Raw genomic sequence first — 17,009 nt, forward strand, 5'->3', positions numbered from 1 at the left:
GCTTCGCGGGGGAAAGTCGCGCTCCTGCGCGGACGCGACCGGTTTCGCCTGCGGAACGTCGCCGTACACTATGGGACAGATATGGGCAGCGTGGTCAGACTGGAAACAGCCAGAGCGGCGAGAACGACGCGCAGACGGCCGGCGAGGCCGTCGAAGACGGCGCTGGTGCTGGGCGGCGGCGGCTTCACCGGCGCCGTCTACGAGATCGGCGCGCTGCGCGCGCTCGATCTGCTGTCGGTCAACAGGTCGGTGACCGACTTCGACGTCTACGTCGGCACCAGCGCCGGCTCCTTCGTCGCCGCGATGACGGCGAACGGGATCACGCCCGAGGAGATGATGCGCGTCGTCAACAGACAGGTGCCGACGCCGTTTCCCGACATCGACCTCAGAACGGTCCTGTCGCTGAACGCGCGCGAGCTGCTGTCCGCCGCCGTCGCCTTCCCGTTCCGCGCCGCCCGGCTGACCGCGCGGACGCTCGGCCAGCTCGGCCAGGTCTCCGCGCTCGACGTCGTGCTCGGGCTGGCCGAGGGGATGCCGTCCGGCCTCTACTCCGGCGGCGGGATCGAGGGCTACGTCCGCAGGGTGCTCGACGACGCCGACCGCAGCGACGACTTCCGCGCGCTCGCGCACGAGCTGTATCTGACCGCGACCGACCTCGACACCGCCGAGCGGGTCGTCTTCGGCCGCGACGGCTTCGACGACGTGCCGATCTCGACCGCCGTGCGCGCCTCGACGGCGCTGCCGATGGTCTACAAGCCGGTCAAGGTCGGCGGCCGCGAGCTGGTCGACGGCGGGATCGTCTCGACCACCAACCTCGACATCGCGGTCGAGGCCGGCGCGAGATTCCTCGTCGTCGTCAACCCGCTCGTGCCGTACGTGCGCTCCTCCGACGACGAGCCGCGGATCTCCGAGATGGGCTTCCCGCAGGTCGGCTACCAGACCTTCAAGCTGATCGCCCACAACCGCCTGCACGAGATGAAGCGGCAGTGGGAGCAGCGCTACCCGGGCGTCGACATCATCCTGATCGAGCCCGACGCGGGCGACGAGCTGATGTTCCGCACGAGCGTGATGGACTACCGCTCGCGCGTCGCGATCGCCCGCCACGGCTTCCGCTCGGTGACGGTGAAGCTGTCGGAGGACTACGGCAGGCTGCGCCGCGTCGCCGCCCGCCACGGGATCCAGATCTCGGCGACGCGCGTCAACAAGGTCGTCAAGCACTTCGCCGCCTCCGAGGCCGACGAGCCGGCCCGCTGGCGCGCGATCCTCGAGCAGACCAGAAGCACGCTGCTGCGGCAGTCGGCCGGCGACTAGAAGGCGGTCCGCGCCGCCTGCACGAGGCGGTCGAGGTGGGCGCTGGACTGGATCGTCGCGCGCACGTGCTCGTCGTCGCCGACGCTGGAGCCCGGCATCACGATCGCGCCGCCGCGGCGCAGGCGGGCGGTGAGCTCCTGGTCGCTGAGGCCGGGGGAGCGCAGCCAGAAGAAGTTCGTCTCGGTCGGCGGCGCGTCGAGCGGCAGCTCGTGCAGCGCCTCCTCCATCCGCGTCCGCTCGGTCAGGACCGCTGTGCGCCGCTGCAGCAGCTGCGGGTCGCAGACGCGGATCGCCTCCAGCACGCCCGCCTGCACCGGCACGCCGACGCCCAGCTCGGGCGCCAGCTGCGCGACCAGCTGCTCGGAGCCGGCGCCGCCGAAGACGTAGCCGCAGCGGAGGCCGCCGAGGCCGTAGATCTTCGAGAAGGAGCGGAACACGAGCAGTCGCGGATGATCGTCCAGCAGCGCCAGCGAGGCGGCGGCGGCGCGCTCGTCGGCGACGAAGTCGACCAGCGCCTCGTCGAGCAGCAGCGAGACGTGCTCCGGCAGCGCGTCGAGCAGCTCCCGCAGCCGCTGCGGCGGGATGTAGGCGCCGGTCGGGTCGTTCGGGTTGCAGAGCGCGATCGCGCGCGTTCGCGGCGTGATCGCGGCCAGCAGCCGCTCCGGGTCATGCCCGCCCGGCACCGGCACCGCCTGCGCGCCGGCGCGCTGCGCCATCAGCGGGTAGAGGCCGTAGGAGGGCCACGGGATCAGCAGCTCCTCGCCCGGCTTGACGAGCGCACGGGTCGCGGAGGAGAGCAGCTGCGCGGCGCCGTTGCCGACCGCGATCCGCGCCGACTCGATGCCGTTGCGGCGGCTGAGCGCGCGGCGGACCTCCTCGGCGGTCGGGTCGGGCGCGAGGTTGAGCGTGCCGCGCGAGGCGAAGGTGACGGCGGCGACGACGTCGGGATGCGGCAGCTCGTGCCAGGTCGTCTGCGACAGGTCGACCGCCTCGACCTTCGCAAGCGCCTTGCGGCGCGCCTCCGCCGAGCGCTCCTTCAGCTCCTCGGTGACCTCTTCGTCGGTCATCCCGGCGAACTGCTTGTAGTACCCCCGCAGGCCCATCGCGGCGATCCGGTCAGAAGCCCATGTTGCCGGCGCCGGACAGCTGCGCGCCGCTGAAGCCGAACAGCCAGACGAAGAAGATCGGCGCGCCGATCGCGCAGCAGATCATGAAGATCCTGCCGATCACGCCCTGGCGCTGGTCCTTGCCGGCGGCGCGGCGGACGAGGATCCATGCCAGGTCGAGCCGCTTGAGCGCCATCAGGCCGAGCAGCAGGCCGCCGATCAGCGTGCCGAAGGAGGCGAACAGGCCGACGCCGATGCTGTCGGTCAGATGCTGCAGGCGGCCGCCGACGAACAGGCACAGCAGCGGCAGCGGACCCCAGAAGCAGAGGTTGATCAGCACCATCAGGAACAGCAGGAAGGCGGCGAAGGCACCGTCGGCGCGGCGGCGCGCCTCGCCGGCCGTCTCCGGCAGCTCTCTGTACTTGGTGGGTCTCGTCCCGGGGCGGCGTGTGATGAACAGGCCGCCGGTATCGCTCGGATCCGTGCGCATCTCTCTCAGATGAGGTTACGCGTTCATTCGTCGTAGAGCGAATCGAACTGCGCCCGGTACTTCTCGTTGACGACCGCGCGCTTGACCTTCAGGGTCGGCGTCAGCTCGCCGGTCTCCTGCGACAGGTCGTGCGGGAGGACGAGGAACTTCTTCACCTGCTCGACCTGCGCGTACTTCGCGTTGGCGGCGTCGAGGTCGGCCTGGATCAGCTCCAGCACGCGCGGTTCGCGCGCCAGCTCCGCGATGTCGTGCGGCAGGCCCTCCTGCTGCTGCGCCCACGGCACGACGACCTCGGCGTCGAGCGTCAGCAGCAGCACGGGGAAGGGGCGCCGGTCGCCGTGCATGACCGCCTGCGAGATCCAGCGCGACTGCTTCATGTCGTTCTCGATGTTCGCGGGCGTCAGGTTCTTGCCGCCGGCCGTGATGATGATGTCCTTCTTGCGGCCGGTGATCGAGAGGAAGCCGTCGGCGTCGAGCGAGCCGAGGTCGCCGGTGTGGAGCCAGCCGCCCTCGACGACGCCGAAGGCCGCGTCGTCGCGCTTGTGGTAGCCGGCGAAGATGTTGGCGCCCTTGACGAGGATCTCGCCGTCCTCGGCGATTCTCAGCTCGACGCCCGGGAACGGCTTGCCGACGGTGCCGAACTTGTGCTCCTCGGCCGACTGGAAGGTCGCCGCCGTCGAGGTCTCGGTCATGCCGTAGCCCTCGAACACCGGCACGCCGCAGGCGTAGAAGAACTCGAGGATCTCTCTCGCGATCGGCGCCGCGCCGGAGACCGCTTGGCGGACGCGGCCGCCGAAGGCGCCGCGGACCTTGCTGAACAGCTCCTCCTCGGCTCTGTCGAACGCCTGCTGGAGGTCGGGCGGGACCTCCTGGCCGCTCAGCTGGAGGTGACGGACGGTGACGCCGACGCTCGACGCGGCGGCGATCTGCTCCTTCGGGTAGTTGCCCGTCACGAGCGTGTAGATCTTCTCGAAGATGCGCGGGACCGACGGCAGGTTGGTCGGGTGGACCTCGTTCAGCTCGACGACGATCTGGAGCGGGTCGTTGGACCAGTACGCGATCGCCGCGCCGACGTCGAACGACAGCAGCTGGATCAGCAGCGCGTAGGAGTGCGCGAGCGGCAGGTAGAGGTAGGTCAGCTCCTCCTCGAGCATGCCGTTGCCCTGCTCGACCATGCTCAGCATCGCGCGGTAGTTGCCGTGTGTGAGGACGCATCCCTTCGGCGGGCCGGTCGTGCCGGAGGTGTAGATGAAGGTGTACGGGTCCGCGGGGCTGACCTGTGCGTAGCGCTGGGCCAGCTCGTCGCGGTCGCGCGCCGCGCCGCGGGCGCGCAGGTCGTCGAGCGTGAGGGTGCCGCCGGCGGCGTCGAGGCGGCCCGGGTCGACGTCGGCCGGGTCGAGCACGATCACGTGGCGCAGGTGCGGCAGTCTGTCGCGGATCTGCTCGATCTTCGCCAGCTCGCCCGCGTTCTCGGCGAAGACCGCGACGGCGTCGGAGTCGGACAGGACCCACTCGCACTCCTGCGGCGAGTTGGTCTGATAGATCGGCACGACGACGGTCCCGGCCTGGGTCGCGCCGAAGTCGGCGTAGGTCCACTCCGGGCGCGTCCGCGCGAGGATCGAGACGCGCTCGCCGGGCTCGATCCCGAGGTCGATCAGGCCGAGCCCGATCTCGTCGGCGATCGTGCCGACCTCGGCGAAGGTGACGTCGGTCCAGGCGCCGTCGCGCTTGACCTTGACGGCGACGCGGTCGCCGTAGCGCGCGACCGCGAGCGACAGCAGGTCGGCGATCGTCTGCGAGCCGGTCGATGCCTCGGCGGCGCTGTGCGTGGCGCTGGCCTCCATCGGTCCTCTCCTCCTGCCGGTTCTGGTGCGGAACTGGGGCGAGGACGATTCTATGCCGGTGTTCTGAGCCGCGCGCGGGTTCCTGGCCGTGTGGCCAATCCCGGCCGTGCGGGCGGCGCGCGGCGATGGCGCGCCGAGCCGCCGGCGGGTGTGCGACCTATCCGGTCGCCAGCGGTGTGGGCGAGGCGGTGACTTGGTACTGCTCGTCGAGGCTGGCGGAGAAGAGCGTTCTGTCGATGCGCCCGTTGTAGATGGGGACGCCCATCTCCAGGCACTTCATGATCACGTCCCGCCGGTCCAGGCCGGCTTCGCGTGCGAGCTCCGTGGGCGTCAGATGATTTGCCATCGGTCCGAGGACCTCCCGTGTGGATGCCGTTGCTCGGTTATACCTCCGCCGGGGGACGGCACCAAACCTGCGTGTCCGAACGGCCGAGGTTGGCACCTAGACGGGGTTTGGCAGGTCGACGAAGCGGTGATCCACGCCGAATCGCTCCGCGACGAGCTCGCCGATCCGCCGGATTCCGAACGTCTCGGTCGCGTAGTGGCCGGCCGCGATGAAGTGGATGTAGTTCTCGCGCGCCTGCGCCATCACGTGCTCCTTCGGCTCGCCGGTCAGGAACGCGTCGAGGCCCAGGTCGATCGCCTCGTTGAGGTCGTTGGCCGCCGAGCCGGAGACGATCCCCAGCTTGCGCACGTAGGCGGGGCCGGCGTCGAAGACGAGCGGGTCGCGGTCGGTCAGCGTCGCGACGCGCGCGAACAGCTCCGCGGCCGCGATGCCGTCGGCGCCGTGGTCGTCGAAGTGGGCGATCGTGCCGATCATCGCGCCCCTGTGGCTGAACGCCGGCTCGATCACGTCGGCGCCGAGGCCGGCCGCGATCAGCGCGTTGTTGCCGACCTCGGGATGGCCGTCGAGCGGCAGGTGGTAGGCGGCGAGGCCGATGTCGTTGCCGAGCAGCGTTCTCAGCCGCTTCGCGTGCGCCGCGCCGATCCGCCGCGGCTCGAAGCCCCACAGGATCCCGTGGTGGGCGATCACCAGCTGCGCCTCCTCGGCGAGCGCGCGCTCGAACAGCTCGAGCTGCGCGGAGACGCCGGTGACGATCTTCGAGACGTTGATCGCGCCGGGGACCTGCAGCCCGTTCGGGCCCATGTCGCGGTAGCGGTCGATCTGGAGCAGGTCGTCGAGGTAGGCGACGATCTCGGCAGCGGGGGCGGACATGGGGGGGAACGTAGCGCGCGCCGCGGGCGCGCGCGAGGCGGCTCTCGGTCCCGGGCGGGCGGTGGGGTCGGCGAGCGCTCGCGGGCGCCGCTGTGGAATACTCCCTTGGGTAGTCATCGGGGCGTGGCGCAGCCTGGTAGCGCGCTCCGTTCGGGTCGGAGAGGTCCCGAGTTCAAATCTCGGCGCCCCGATTACAGAAAAGCCCCGCGAGAGCGGGGCTTTTCGCGTTTTCGGGGAGTGCAGGCGCCATATTGGTCCTGCGGAGCTTGCGCTGGGGCGGCTCAGGAGGTGCCTGCTGGCGGAGGGCTCGATGCCAGATGTCGACCGCCATGTTCAGGTGGGGGTTGAAGACTGGCCCCTCGATCGTCATTCCGACCTTCGCGGCGACGCGTTGTGACCGCTCGTTGTCCGGATGGATGATCGAGATGAGATCGTCGAACCCCAGTCGAGTCGCGGCATCGTCTCGTGCAGCGACGGCTGCTTCGGTCGCATAGCCAGCGCCCCATGACTCGCGGGCGAGTCGCCATCCGAGCTCGGGTCGTTGGGCCAGCTCGGGCAGGAACGTCGGATATGCGACGCCGACGAAGCCGACGAACCTTCCCGCGAGCGGTCCCACGCGGGGCTCTATGGCCCAGAACCCGAAGCCGTGCTGATCCCAGTGCGCGGTGACCGTGGCGAAGAACCCGTTCACTGCATCTGGGTCGACGGGGCGGTTCAGATGCCGGACGACCTCGGGGTCGCGGTTGATCGTCGCCATCGGCTTTTCGTCGCCTGCCTGCCACTCGCGGAGGAGCAGACGCGAGGTGGTGAGAGTCCCGATGCGTTCCACGCCCACAAAGGTAATGCGTTGGCGGTGTCGCTTGTGCGTGAACGGGCTGCGCGCGGGCGTTGATCGAATGAGGATGTTTGTGCGCGAACAGCGGTTGAATACGTCGCAACGGTTCAAGGTAGAATGAAATACAGAATTGCATTTGAACGTCACGGTACGTCAGTTTGTGTGTCGACGTGACGGACAATTGATCTCGAGTCTCAGGGGGATTTCAATGTCGGGCGTTGAGAAGCGTTTGCGCGCTGCTCTGCTTGCGCTGCTGCTGGCGGCAGCGGTTGCCTGCGCGCTGTTCGTCACCGCTCCGAAGGCGTCGGCCGATCGAGCCGACTGCCCTGGGCATGCGGTCTGCATCTGGTCGGGGCCGACCTTCGGCGGCCAGTTGTCGTGGTTCTCCGAGAACGACATAGGCTGCCACCCGCATCCGGACAACACGCCCATACGGTCGGCGTTCAATCGCTCGACGTGGGACGTGCGCATCGGTGGCTGGGGCTACCTGCAGGAGAGCAACTTCAAGGACAACCTCCCCAACATCACCGGAGAGGTCTGCTGGGGGATCTGACAGGGGAGGCGGTCGTATGGCTTCGATTGGGTCGTTGGTCAAGCTGGTGTTCGGTCTTGCGGTGGCGATCGGCGCGGCCGTCGTGCTGGCGGCGCCGGCCGCGGCGGTCGGCGCCGGCGACACCTGCCCCACGCCGGACCCGAACAAGAACCTGATCAACAGCGACGCCGCCGTGATCTACGGAACGGCGAGAAGTGACTTCATCTGCGGCGGACCGAGCGCCAACTTGATCATCGGCGGGGAGCTTGACGACGACATATACGGCGCTGGTGGCAACGACATAATCATCGGCGGCCACGGCACCGACCTGATGGACGGCGGCAGCGGCAACGACTGGCTGCGCGGCGGCACCAACCGTGACTGCTACATCGGCGGTGACGGCAACGACACGGCGAGCTTCGCCGACATGACGCCGGAGTTCGGCGCCTCCAACGTCGGCATCACCGCCGACCTGTCCGCCGCCGACGGCACCGTCAACGGCGTCGCGCCCTCCTGCGACGGGCTGCCCGGGCCGGGCCGCGCCGACGGCCAGGGCGCCAACGAGGAGCTGGCCGACGTCGAGAACGTCGTCGGCTCGGCGTTCGACGACACGATCACCGGATCGGCGACCGGCGCCAGCCACCTCTCCGGCGGCTGGGGCGACGACGTGCTCAACGGCCGCAGCACGGGCACGCAGGACGACCCGATCGACGGTGACGAGGGCAACGACAGCTGCCTCAACAACGGCGCCGCCGTCTCCTGCGGCGCGGGCGGGCAGACGCATCGCCCGTCGGAGGCGTTCGCCGCGGTCGACTCGCACAGTCCCGACGCGGGCGTGATCGCGCTCGGCGCGGAGGGCACGCACACCGACAGCCTCACGCTGACGCGTACCGGCTCGTCGCAGATCACGCTGACCTCCGGCGACCTGCTGGGCGGCACCGCGACCTGCCCGGCCGCCTCGGGACCGCCCTCGACGGTGCTGAACTGCAGCATCGCGGCGCCGCGTTTCATCGTCCTGTGGGGTGGTGACGGCGACGACACGCTGACGCTCGGCAGCAGCTTCCCGGCGGACGAGAGCTTCGATCTCAACGGCGGCCCCGGCAACGACCACATGATCGGCTCCGCGACTGGCGAGGTGCTCTACAGCGGCGCCGGCGGCGGCAACGACACGCTCGACGGCAACGGCGGCGACGACGCGCTGATCAGCGAGGGCGACCCGATCGGCTCGGGCGGCGACACGCTCAACGCCGGCGGCGGCGACGACCAGATCGTCGTCGACAACGCCTGCTCCGGCCACACGCTGTGGGGCGGCCCGGGCAACGACATCATCGGCTTCGCGCGCCAGACGACGCTCGGCGTCGCCGGCGGCACGCCGCGCGGCGTCAACGCCAGACTCGGCGACGCCAGCGGCAACGGGCCGGCGTACGCGATCGACGCTGTCGGCGTCGAGGTCGCGGGCTGTCTCGCCTCGTCGATCGTGGCCGGCGGCGAGACGCTCGAGGGCACCCAGCAGAACGACATCCTCTCCGGCAACAACGCCGGCAACACGATCTGGGCGCGCGCGGGCGACGACACCGTCTTCGGCAACGGCGGCGACGACCTGCTCAAGGGCCAGAACGGCGACGACACGATCCACGGCGGCGACGGCGCGGACAACATCGTCGCCGGCCCCGGCGACGACACGCTCACCGGTGACATCGGCGCCGACACGATCGACGGCGAGGGCAACAACGACACGATCTACGGCGACGCCGGCGACGACATGCTGTTCGGCCTCGACGGCGACGACACGATCAACGGCGACGACGGCAACGACACGCTCAACGGCAACGCGGGCAACGACACGCTCACCGGCGACGCCGGCGTCGACTCGCTGTTCGGCGGCGACAACGCCGACAGACTCCACGCCGCCGACGGCACCAGAGACAGAGAGATCAACTGCGGCGGTAACAGCGATCCCGGCGCCGAGCGCGACAGCCTCGACCCGCTCGCGGTCGGCTGCAACGACTGAACTCACCACCCACCTTCTTGCCACATCCCCAACAGAAGGGTTGCTGCAATGCGCAACGCACCCGCTGTACGAAAGCTGTTCATGAGCGCGCTGGCGGCAGCGGCGCTGCTCGCAGGCGCTCTGGCGATGACGGCCCCGACGGCCTCGGCCGCGCTAAGCGACTGCCCGAGAAACGCCGTCTGCATCTGGTCGGGAACGCTTGGCGGAGGCCAGATGTCGTGGTTCGGCGAGGGCGACACGGGCTGTCACCCGCACCCCAACAACACGCCGATATGGTCCGCGTACAACAGAACGAGATGGGACGTCCGCCTCGGTGACAAGGGCTTCGTCCACGAGGGCCAGTACGTGCCCGAGACGCCCGGCGGCGTCTACGGCGACATATGTTTCGGCGTCGGCTAGCCGGCCGCTGACGGGCGAGCGCGAGAGCGTCATCGCCCGTCACGTGCGCAGCGCGGCGACGGTGCGCGAGGCGGCCAGCAGCGCCACTCCGCCCGCGACGAGCGCCAGCCCGAGCCATACGAGCGGCGCGCGGCTGCCCCACTGCTCGCCGCCGCTGATGCGGCCGGCGAGCACCGGCACGACGACCTGCAGCACGAGCACCGGCGGTCCGATCCGCGTCGCCGGCAGCCGTCGCAGCGCCGACATCTCCGCGAGGAAGCCGGCGGCGGCTGCTGCGGCGGCGGCCAGCGCCCACAGCGCGGCGAGCGCGAGCGCGTCGTCGAGCAGCCGCGCCGCCACCAGCGCCGCCGCGATCGCGGCGAAGGCGTCGCCGGCGCCGGCCGCGACCACGAGCGACCACGGCGCCACCGCGCGGCGCAGCGCCTGCTGCACCCACGGCGCCGCGACCGCCGCCACCAGCGCCGCCGCGAGCAGCAGCAGCGCGGCGCCGTGCATCGGCTGGTCGGATCGCTGCGGTGCGGCGATCGCGATCGCTGCGACGCCCGCGACGATCAGGCCCGTCGCGACGACCTCGCGCCGGCCGACCGCCTCGTGCAGGTAGAGGCGCCCGAAGGCGAGCAGCAGCAGCAGGCCGAGCGCGAGCACCGGCTGCACGAGCGCCAGCGGCGCCAGCGTCAGCGCCGCGACCTGGAGCGGGTAGCCGGCGAGCGACAGCGCGGTGCCGGCGAGCCAGCGCCGTCTGCGCGCGAGCTGGCCGGCGAGCGACAGCCTCAGCGCGTGGTGGCGCTCGACGGCGCGCGCCTCGATCGCCTGCAGCGCGTAGCCGCCCTCGTAGCAGCAGGCCGCGACGCTCGCGAGCGCCATCCCGAGCAGCTCCTGACCCATCGCCTGAGACGATACGGCGATGACGTCCGCGCGAACAGCCGGAAATGGGATCGGGTGCGCCGCGCTGGCCGCGGCGGCGTGGTCGGCGCCGGCCCTGGCGCCGGTCGTCCCCGCCGTCGCGCGTGGGCTGCGGCTGCCGCGCCGCGGCGCCGCGGGCGGGGTCGCGCTGACGTTCGACGACGGACCGCACCCGCTCGGCACGCCGGCGGTGCTGGAGCAGCTCGCGGCCGGCGGCGCGCGCGCGACCTTCTTCGTCGTCGGCGAGCAGGTCGAGCGCCACCCCGAGCTGGCGCGGCGGATCGTCGCGGAGGGCCATGCGCTCGCGCTGCACGGCCACCGCCACCGCAACCAGCTGCGGCTCGCGCCCGCGGTCGTCGCGCGCGACGCGCTGCGCGGCCGTGACGCGGTCGAGCGCGCGACCGGCATCCGCTGCGACGTCTACCGCCCCGCCTACGGGATCGTCTCGGCCGGCAGCCTGCCGGCGCTGCGCCGTGCGGGCCTGCGCGTGCTGCTGTGGTCCCGCTGGGGGCGCGACTGGCGCCGCTCGACCGGCCCCGAGCGGATCGCCGCGCTGACCGCCGCGGCGGCGACCGCCGGTGACGTGCTGCTGCTGCACGACTCCGACGCGTACTCGGAGCCGGGCAGCTGGCGCGACACCGCCGCCGCGCTGCCGCAGCTGCTCGCGCTGCTGGCGGCGAGCGGGCTGCGCGCCGACACGACCGTCGGCGCGCAGCGCGCCTGAGCCCGGCCGCGCTCAGGCGCCGTGCACGAGCCCGCGCGCGATCAGGAACGCGCCGAACGTCGCACTGACCCCGATCGCCAGCTCGCGCCCATGGGCCGACAGCCACCCGTTGCCGCGCTCGACCAGCTCGCGTGTCCGCGCCGGCGCGATCAGCAGGCCGGCCAGCGGCACCTCGGCGAGCAGGAACATGATCAGGTTGAAGACGACGATCAACGCGATCTCGGTCGCGAGCGAGTGGTCCGCGGCGGCGATGTCCTTGAGCGCGATCAGGTATGCCGCGCCCGGCAGGTTGATCGCCATCGCCGCGAGGAAGACCAGCGGCGTCGAGCCGCGCGCGAGCAGTCGCTGCGACCACGGCTCGCGCCGTCCCGCGTCAGGCGGCGGCGCGCTGTGGCGGCGGGCGCGGACGCGCTCGTCGGCATGGGCCGCCAACGCCACCGCCGCCATCACCGCCAGCGCGCCGATCGTCAGGTCGGCGGCGACCGACAGCCCCGATCGGCTCGACGCGAGCGCGCTGCTGCCGCCGAGGCCGGCGACGATCGCGATGCCGAGCGCGACGCTGATCGTCAGCCCGCCCGCCAGGTACGCGGCCAGCAGGCGGACGGGCCGGTCGAGCGTCAGCAGCAGCACGACCACAGCCAGCAGCGTCGGGTAGAGCGCCGCCTCCAGCGCGAGCAGGAGCAATGACATCGTGTCCACCGTTGCACGCGCGCCGCGGCACGGCAAGGCGGCGCACCTGCATCCGGGGCGACGCGCGCTGCGCGCGGGCGCGATACTGAGGACCGATGAGCGAGCCGCGCGTGCTGATCCTCACGGCGTCGGTCGGCAGCGGGCACGACCTGCCGGCGGAGCGGCTGCGGGCCGCCCTCGCCGACCGCGGCGCGAGCGCGGAGGTGGTCGACGCGCTGCGCGCGGTCGGCGGCCCGTTCGAGCGGCTCGTCATCGGCGGCTCGCGCTTCCACACGACCGCGGGCAACGTCGCCTTCGACGTCGAGTACGCGTTCGCCGCGCAGCTGCCGCCGACACGGGCGTTCGCGCAGGCCGCGACCGCGCGGATGGCGGGCCCGGGCCTGCTGCGGCTGATCGCGCAGCGGCGGCCGCAGGTCGTCGTCTCGACCTACCCGGGCGTCAGCGAGGTGCTCGGCCGGCTGCGCCGGCGCGGACGGATCGGGCAGCCGGTCTGCTCGGCGATCACCGACCTCGCGGCGCTGCGCTGGTGGGCGCATCCGGCGATCGACCTGCACCTCTGCATCCACCCCGAGTCGCGCGGCGAGATCGCGCGGATCGCGCCGCGCTCGCGGATCGTCGCGGTGCGCGGCTTCTCGGCGCCGGCCTTCTCCGACCCGCCCGACCGCGCGACGGCGCGGGCGGCGCTGGCGCTGCCGGCCGACGGCCCGGTCGTCGTCGTCTCCGGCGGCGGCTGGGGCGTCGGGGACCTCGGCGGCGCGGTCGCCGAGGCGCGCGCGGCGGGGGCGTTCGCGATCGTCGTCTGCGGTCACGCGGAGGCGGTCCGCGCCGCGCTCACAGACCGCTTCGCCGCCGATCCCGGCGTGCGCGTGCTGGGCTTCAGCGAGCGGCTGCCGGAGCTGTTCGCCGCCGCCGACGCGCTCGTCCACACGACCGCCGGGCTGACGATCCTGGAGGCGATCATGTGCGGCTGCGCGCCGATCTCCTACGGCTGGGGCCGCGCGCACCTGCGTGCCAACGACCGCGCCTACCGCCGCCACGGCCTCGCCCGCGTCGCGCGCGACCGGTCCGCGCTGCGGGCCCAGCTGCGCGCCGCGCTGGCGGCGCCGCCGCCCGCCCGCGACGCGCTCGCCGCGCTGCCGCAGGCCGCTGACGAGCTGCTCGCGCTCGCCGGTCGCTAGTCGCCCGGCGCGGCCGCCGGCGCCGCCGCCCGGCGGTGCCTGACGCCCTGCACGAGCGCGGTCAACGCGACCGCGAGCGCCGCGCCGGAGAGGCCGACGAGGACGGTCAGCGCGTCACCGCGGCTGATGCCGAAGCGGTGCCGCGTCCACGGCAGCGCCAGCGACAGCAGGTAGGTGGCGGCGACGATCCAGAGCCCGTGCAGCAGCACGCCGCGCAGGCGCCGGCCGGTCTCCAGCGTGAGCGCGCCGGCGAGCGTCAGCACGGCGGCGATCGTCAGCACGCTGGCCCCCGGCTCGAGGTCGACGTCGACCGTCCCGACGACCAGCAGGTAGGCCACCAGCGTGCCGAGCAGCGCCGTCATCAGCAGCAGCGGCACCGCCAGCCTGACCGTCGCCGACAGCAGCCGCGCACCCAGTCGCGCCGGCGCGAGGGCGGGCTCCTCCTGCTGCTGCTCCAGCCGCCAGGCGACGTAGCGCCGCACACCCTCCTCGAAGCTCGTCTGCGGCCGCCAGCCGAGCTCGTCCGCGGCCCGTTCGCCGGAGACCGCGACGCCGCCGAAGTCCGCGGCGCGCGCCGGCACGTAGGTGATCTCGCCGTCCCCGACGACCTCGCAGACGGTCTCGGCGACGGCGCGGATCGAGACGTCGCGGTCGCCGACGAGGTTGTAGACGCGGCAGCCGTCGCCGGGCCGTTCGAGCGCGCGCACGACGCCGTCGGCGAGGTCCTCGACGTAGACGAAGCGGCGCGACTGGGCGCCGTCCCCGGCGATCGTCAGCGGCTCGCCGCCGAGCGCCCGCTCGACCATCGACGGCACCACCGCGGCGGCGCGCGCACGTGGGCCGTAGGGGATCCCGAAGCGGAGGATCGTCGTGCGCAGGCCGTACAGCTCAGCGTAGGAGCGGCAGTACATCTCGCCGGCGAGCTTCGTCGCCGTGTAGAGGTGGCCGGGCAGCCCGAGCTGCTCGCGCTCGTCGACCTGCTCGGCAGCGCAGTCGGAGTAGACCCAGATCGTCGAGGCGTAGACGACGTGGGCGACGCCGGCGGCGCGCGCCGCCTCCAGCACGCACAAGGTCCCGCTGGCGTTGAGCCGCTCGGCGGCGGCCGGCTCGCGCACGACCGCTCCGACGTCGGCGGAGGCCGCCAGGTGGACGACCGCGTCGCAGCCCTCCATCGCGGCCCGCAGCTGCGCCGGGTCGAGCAGGTCGCCGAGCACCGTCTCGATCTCTCCGGGCGGGTGGAACGGCGACGCACGGCGGTCGAAGCAGCACGGCGTCAAGCCGGCCGCGGCGGCGCTGTCGAGCACGTGCGAGCCGATGAATCCGGCACCGCCGGTCACGAGCACTCTCATCCCGTCTCCTCGGGCTCTGCTGCGGGGCGGTAGTAGAGCGGCGCGCACCAGTGGTTGGCCGCGACCCAGTCGCTCGTCGGCAGGTCGACCGGATCGCCCAGCAGGCGATGGCAGGGCTGGTCGTAGACCTTCCCGGTCGAGCGCTCGAGGCGGTCGAAGACGACGTACTTGTAGTAGCCGGACTCCATCCCGTCGGGCAGTCGCAGCCGGCCGGGGTGGAGCGGGTCCAGCAGCTCGCGGGCGACGCGGCGCTTCCAGGCGACGATCTGCTCCATCCGCTCGGTCTGGACGACGCCGAGCGCGGCGGTGAACTCGCTGAGGCGGAAGTTCAGCCCTGCGACGACGTGGTCGGGCTTGCCGTAGTTGCGGAAGGCGCGCGCGAACGCGCGCAGGTCGGCGTCGCGCGTGACGAGCATGCCGCCCTCCCCGGTCGAGACCGTCTTGGTGGCGTAGAACGACCACGCGCCGGCGTCGCCGAAGCTGCCGGCGCGGCGGCCGCCGAAGGTCGCGCCGTGGGCGTGCGCGCAGTCCTCCAGCAGGAAGATGCCGTGCGCGCGGCAGTAGCCGGCGATCTGCTCGACCTCGAAGGCGATGTGACCGCCGATGTGGACGAGCACGGCGGCGCGCGGTCTGGTCGCGGCGGCCTTGCGCTCGAAGTCGGCGAACGACATGCAGAGGTCGTCGCGGTTGCAGTCGACGAAGACGACCTCGCCGCCGGAGGCGCGGATCGCGGCCGGCGTCGCCATGAACGTGTTCGAGGGGCAGAGCACGCGCTCGCCGCGGACCCCGGCGTAGGCGAGCGCGGCCAGCGCCGCGCCGCTCCAGCTCGCGAAGGCGACCGCCGGCAGGCCGTTCGACGCCGCCCAGGCGGCCTCGAACCGCTCGGTCATCGAGCCCTCGGTCCACTGCTGCGAGTCGATCACCTCGTCCCACAACGCGTGCAGCCGCTCGCGGTCGCGATGGTCGAAGCCGATCGCGAAACGAGCGTGGTCGCCGACGGGGGCCTCGTCCTCCACGCGCCGAACGTACCAAGCGTCTGCTTTCCGGTCTCCCATGCTTGGCGCGTCGCCGTCATCCAACTGCTCCAACGGCGGCGCGCCCATCGGAGCTGGCGCGTCTGCGCGCTACTGCAGAGCGGCGCCGGTCACCGCGCGCCGCGGCGGAAGGCGACCTCGACGCGGCGGCTGGCGAAGCGCCAGCCGTCGTGAGTGCGGCGGAAGCGGTCGTGGCATTCGCCGACGTACTTCGGCAGGTCGGCGGGGAGCGGCGGGGCGGGGTCGCCGTCGCGGCGGTCGCGGCGGTAGTTGACCATGTAGCTGAGCGCGCGGGCGGTGTCCGGGCCGTCGGCTCCGACGTCGACGGCGACGTTGGTGAAGACGTGGCGGGAGAGGCGTCGCGCGAGCTGCTCGCGTCTGGTGAACCAGGTGCGGATCTGCTCGCGCCCCTCCAGCAGCAGCTCGGTGCCCTCCCAGCGCCCGTCCGGGGTGAAGAGGTCGGCGATCTCGCTCGCGCGGCCGAAGTCGACGAGCTGGGCGTAGACGACGATCAGCCGCTCGCAGGCGCGCTCGTCCAACAGCCGCCCCAGCTCGTCGCCGCGCTCGTCCGCAGGCGGCAGCGGTCGCGGCGCCGTCATCCCGCGCGTCCCGCGGCGAGGTGGGGGACGCCGGCGAGGTGGGCCACGTCGTTGAAGCCGCGCAGCGCCCAGCGCCCGCTGGCGAGTCGCAGCAGGCGCGTGATCGAGCCGTTCTCGGCGTAGAGGAAGGCGAACGGCTCGCTGCCGGTCGCCTGCCGGCAGGCCTCGGCGATCACGCCGCCGTGGACGACGGCGACCGCGGCCGCGTCCGGCCCGGTCTCGCGCGCGACGTGCTCGAGGCCGTCGCGCACGCGCGCACGGAAGCGGTCGTCCGGCTCGGCGTGCGGGATCACGTCCCAGCGCTGGGCCGCGAACAGCTCGCGGACCAGCGCGTCGCGCGCGGCCAGCCGGTCCGCGAACGCCCCCTCCCAGCTGCCGAGGTGGACCTCGCGCAGCTGCGGGACGACCGTCGGCGCGACGGCCAGCCGCGCCGCCAGCGGCGCCGCCGTCTCCGCCGTCCGCCGCATCGGCGTGACGAACAGGCGCGCGGGGGACTCGGCCGCCAGCCGCGCGCAGACGGCCTCCGCCTGCGCGCGGCCGTCGAGCGTCAGCGACGGGTCGGCGTGGCCGTCGAGCGGCGCTCCGGCCTCCGCGGCGGCGGCGGAGCCGTGCCGCACGAGCAGGACCTCGACGGCCCCGGCAGGGCGCGCGAACGGGCGTTGGAAGTCACGTGCCATCGTGCGACGACTCTACGGCCGCGGCCCCGCCGGCCCGATTAGCGGTAGCGCTAGTAGCTGCGGACAGGCCCCGTGGAGAAGATGGTGCGGACCTTGAGAGGAGAGGGAGCG

Annotated in this window: 17 protein-coding genes and 1 tRNA gene; 7 read left to right on the plus strand and 11 right to left on the minus strand. The window is 72.6% G+C overall.

Features of this window, described 5'->3' with window-relative positions; genetic code table 11:
- Positions 1 to 81: 81 nt before the first annotated feature.
- Positions 82 to 1,311, plus strand: coding sequence for a patatin-like phospholipase family protein (locus Q7L73_RS17400; protein WP_304694397.1), 1,230 nt, complete (start codon positions 82 to 84; stop codon positions 1,309 to 1,311).
- On the opposite strand, the gene Q7L73_RS17405 is transcribed toward Q7L73_RS17400, so the two are convergent.
- The 4 genes from Q7L73_RS17405 to Q7L73_RS17420 all read right to left on the minus strand — a co-directional run bounded on the left by Q7L73_RS17405 (position 1,308) and on the right by Q7L73_RS17420 (position 5,967).
- On the minus strand, positions 1,308 to 2,414 hold the full coding sequence (locus Q7L73_RS17405) for a histidinol-phosphate transaminase (RefSeq protein ID WP_304694399.1): 1,107 nt from the start codon (positions 2,412 to 2,414) through the stop codon (positions 1,308 to 1,310). The two genes, Q7L73_RS17400 and Q7L73_RS17405, sit on opposite strands and share 4 nt — an antisense overlap.
- 13 nt (positions 2,415 to 2,427) lie before the next feature.
- Entirely contained in the window at positions 2,428 to 2,907 is a 480-nt protein-coding gene (locus Q7L73_RS17410; RefSeq protein ID WP_304694401.1) for a hypothetical protein, read from the minus strand.
- A 23-nt stretch (positions 2,908 to 2,930) separates the two neighbouring features.
- The gene (locus Q7L73_RS17415; protein WP_304694403.1) at positions 2,931 to 4,751 is read right to left on the minus strand and encodes a long-chain fatty acid--CoA ligase; all 1,821 of its coding nucleotides are present in this window, start codon (positions 4,749 to 4,751) and stop codon (positions 2,931 to 2,933) included.
- Positions 4,752 to 5,193: 442 nt separating this feature from the next.
- Complete coding sequence (locus tag Q7L73_RS17420; RefSeq protein WP_304694405.1) at positions 5,194 to 5,967, minus strand: Nif3-like dinuclear metal center hexameric protein; 774 nt, start codon at positions 5,965 to 5,967, stop codon at positions 5,194 to 5,196.
- A gap of 117 nt (positions 5,968 to 6,084) precedes the next feature.
- Here Q7L73_RS17420 and Q7L73_RS17425 point away from each other — a divergent pair.
- Positions 6,085 to 6,158: transfer RNA gene (locus Q7L73_RS17425), tRNA-Pro, on the plus strand.
- Here the strand turns inward: Q7L73_RS17425 and Q7L73_RS17430 are convergent.
- Positions 6,140 to 6,796, minus strand: coding sequence for a GNAT family N-acetyltransferase (locus Q7L73_RS17430; RefSeq protein ID WP_304694407.1), 657 nt, complete (start codon positions 6,794 to 6,796; stop codon positions 6,140 to 6,142). The genes Q7L73_RS17425 and Q7L73_RS17430 overlap by 19 nt on opposite strands.
- Before the next feature lie 214 nt (positions 6,797 to 7,010).
- Between Q7L73_RS17430 and Q7L73_RS17435 the strand changes: the two genes are divergently transcribed.
- Genes Q7L73_RS17435 through Q7L73_RS17445 form a run of 3 tightly spaced genes read left to right on the plus strand, consistent with a single transcriptional unit; the run spans position 7,011 to position 9,744 of the window.
- Entirely contained in the window at positions 7,011 to 7,355 is a 345-nt protein-coding gene (locus tag Q7L73_RS17435) for a peptidase inhibitor family I36 protein (protein WP_304694409.1), read from the plus strand.
- Between the two features lie 16 nt (positions 7,356 to 7,371).
- A complete protein-coding gene (locus tag Q7L73_RS17440; protein ID WP_304715595.1) occupies positions 7,372 to 9,345 on the plus strand; it encodes a calcium-binding protein in 1,974 nt (657 codons plus the stop codon).
- A 48-nt stretch (positions 9,346 to 9,393) separates the two neighbouring features.
- Positions 9,394 to 9,744 (plus strand): peptidase inhibitor family I36 protein, encoded by a 351-nt coding sequence (locus Q7L73_RS17445; RefSeq protein ID WP_304694413.1) that lies wholly within the window; start codon positions 9,394 to 9,396, stop codon positions 9,742 to 9,744.
- A 39-nt stretch (positions 9,745 to 9,783) separates the two neighbouring features.
- On the opposite strand, the gene Q7L73_RS17450 is transcribed toward Q7L73_RS17445, so the two are convergent.
- Entirely contained in the window at positions 9,784 to 10,629 is an 846-nt protein-coding gene (locus Q7L73_RS17450) for a hypothetical protein (RefSeq protein ID WP_304694415.1), read from the minus strand.
- A 19-nt stretch (positions 10,630 to 10,648) separates the two neighbouring features.
- Here Q7L73_RS17450 and Q7L73_RS17455 point away from each other — a divergent pair, with 19 nt between their 5' ends.
- Positions 10,649 to 11,371 carry a polysaccharide deacetylase family protein gene (locus Q7L73_RS17455; RefSeq protein WP_304694417.1) on the plus strand — a complete coding sequence of 241 codons (723 nt, stop codon included), beginning with the start codon at positions 10,649 to 10,651 and terminating at the stop codon, positions 11,369 to 11,371.
- Between the two features lie 12 nt (positions 11,372 to 11,383).
- On the opposite strand, the gene Q7L73_RS17460 is transcribed toward Q7L73_RS17455, so the two are convergent.
- On the minus strand, positions 11,384 to 12,061 hold the full coding sequence (locus tag Q7L73_RS17460) for a GAP family protein (protein WP_304694418.1): 678 nt from the start codon (positions 12,059 to 12,061) through the stop codon (positions 11,384 to 11,386).
- A gap of 95 nt (positions 12,062 to 12,156) precedes the next feature.
- Here Q7L73_RS17460 and Q7L73_RS17465 point away from each other — a divergent pair, with 95 nt between their 5' ends.
- Complete coding sequence (locus Q7L73_RS17465; protein WP_304715596.1) at positions 12,157 to 13,239, plus strand: glycosyltransferase; 1,083 nt, start codon at positions 12,157 to 12,159, stop codon at positions 13,237 to 13,239.
- Here Q7L73_RS17465 and Q7L73_RS17470 read toward each other — a convergent pair.
- The 4 genes from Q7L73_RS17470 to Q7L73_RS17485 all read right to left on the minus strand — a co-directional run bounded on the left by Q7L73_RS17470 (position 13,236) and on the right by Q7L73_RS17485 (position 16,898).
- Entirely contained in the window at positions 13,236 to 14,588 is a 1,353-nt protein-coding gene (locus Q7L73_RS17470; protein ID WP_304693011.1) for an NAD(P)-dependent oxidoreductase, read from the minus strand. The two genes, Q7L73_RS17465 and Q7L73_RS17470, sit on opposite strands and share 4 nt — an antisense overlap.
- Entirely contained in the window at positions 14,585 to 15,604 is a 1,020-nt protein-coding gene (locus tag Q7L73_RS17475; RefSeq protein WP_304693009.1) for a DegT/DnrJ/EryC1/StrS aminotransferase family protein, read from the minus strand. Before Q7L73_RS17475 ends, Q7L73_RS17470 begins: the two co-directional genes overlap by 4 nt.
- A 128-nt stretch (positions 15,605 to 15,732) precedes the next feature.
- The gene (locus Q7L73_RS17480) at positions 15,733 to 16,221 is read right to left on the minus strand and encodes a nuclear transport factor 2 family protein (RefSeq protein ID WP_304693007.1); all 489 of its coding nucleotides are present in this window, start codon (positions 16,219 to 16,221) and stop codon (positions 15,733 to 15,735) included.
- Positions 16,218 to 16,898 carry a histidine phosphatase family protein gene (locus tag Q7L73_RS17485; RefSeq protein WP_304693005.1) on the minus strand — a complete coding sequence of 227 codons (681 nt, stop codon included), beginning with the start codon at positions 16,896 to 16,898 and terminating at the stop codon, positions 16,218 to 16,220. The genes Q7L73_RS17480 and Q7L73_RS17485 overlap by 4 nt, the downstream gene beginning before the upstream one ends.
- Positions 16,899 to 17,009 lie beyond the last annotated feature (111 nt).

The organism is Conexibacter sp. CPCC 205762, from assembly GCF_030646155.1.
In the GTDB taxonomy this organism is placed as follows: Bacteria; Actinomycetota; Thermoleophilia; order Solirubrobacterales; family Solirubrobacteraceae; genus Conexibacter.

Coding starts and splice junctions, on each gene's coding strand:
- Q7L73_RS17400 (WP_304694397.1), top strand. CDS start 82: ATGGGCAGCGTGGTCAGACTGGAAACAGCCAGAGCGGCGAGAACGACG.
- Q7L73_RS17405 (WP_304694399.1), bottom strand. CDS start 2,414: ATGGGCCTGCGGGGGTACTACAAGCAGTTCGCCGGGATGACCGACGAA.
- Q7L73_RS17410 (WP_304694401.1), bottom strand. CDS start 2,907: ATGCGCACGGATCCGAGCGATACCGGCGGCCTGTTCATCACACGCCGC.
- Q7L73_RS17415 (WP_304694403.1), bottom strand. CDS start 4,751: ATGGAGGCCAGCGCCACGCACAGCGCCGCCGAGGCATCGACCGGCTCG.
- Q7L73_RS17420 (WP_304694405.1), bottom strand. CDS start 5,967: ATGTCCGCCCCCGCTGCCGAGATCGTCGCCTACCTCGACGACCTGCTC.
- Q7L73_RS17435 (WP_304694409.1), top strand. CDS start 7,011: ATGTCGGGCGTTGAGAAGCGTTTGCGCGCTGCTCTGCTTGCGCTGCTG.
- Q7L73_RS17440 (WP_304715595.1), top strand. CDS start 7,372: ATGGCTTCGATTGGGTCGTTGGTCAAGCTGGTGTTCGGTCTTGCGGTG.
- Q7L73_RS17445 (WP_304694413.1), top strand. CDS start 9,394: ATGCGCAACGCACCCGCTGTACGAAAGCTGTTCATGAGCGCGCTGGCG.
- Q7L73_RS17450 (WP_304694415.1), bottom strand. CDS start 10,629: ATGGGTCAGGAGCTGCTCGGGATGGCGCTCGCGAGCGTCGCGGCCTGC.
- Q7L73_RS17455 (WP_304694417.1), top strand. CDS start 10,649: ATGACGTCCGCGCGAACAGCCGGAAATGGGATCGGGTGCGCCGCGCTG.
- Q7L73_RS17460 (WP_304694418.1), bottom strand. CDS start 12,061: ATGTCATTGCTCCTGCTCGCGCTGGAGGCGGCGCTCTACCCGACGCTG.
- Q7L73_RS17465 (WP_304715596.1), top strand. CDS start 12,157: ATGAGCGAGCCGCGCGTGCTGATCCTCACGGCGTCGGTCGGCAGCGGG.
- Q7L73_RS17470 (WP_304693011.1), bottom strand. CDS start 14,588: ATGAGAGTGCTCGTGACCGGCGGTGCCGGATTCATCGGCTCGCACGTG.
- Q7L73_RS17480 (WP_304693007.1), bottom strand. CDS start 16,221: ATGACGGCGCCGCGACCGCTGCCGCCTGCGGACGAGCGCGGCGACGAG.
- Q7L73_RS17485 (WP_304693005.1), bottom strand. CDS start 16,898: ATGGCACGTGACTTCCAACGCCCGTTCGCGCGCCCTGCCGGGGCCGTC.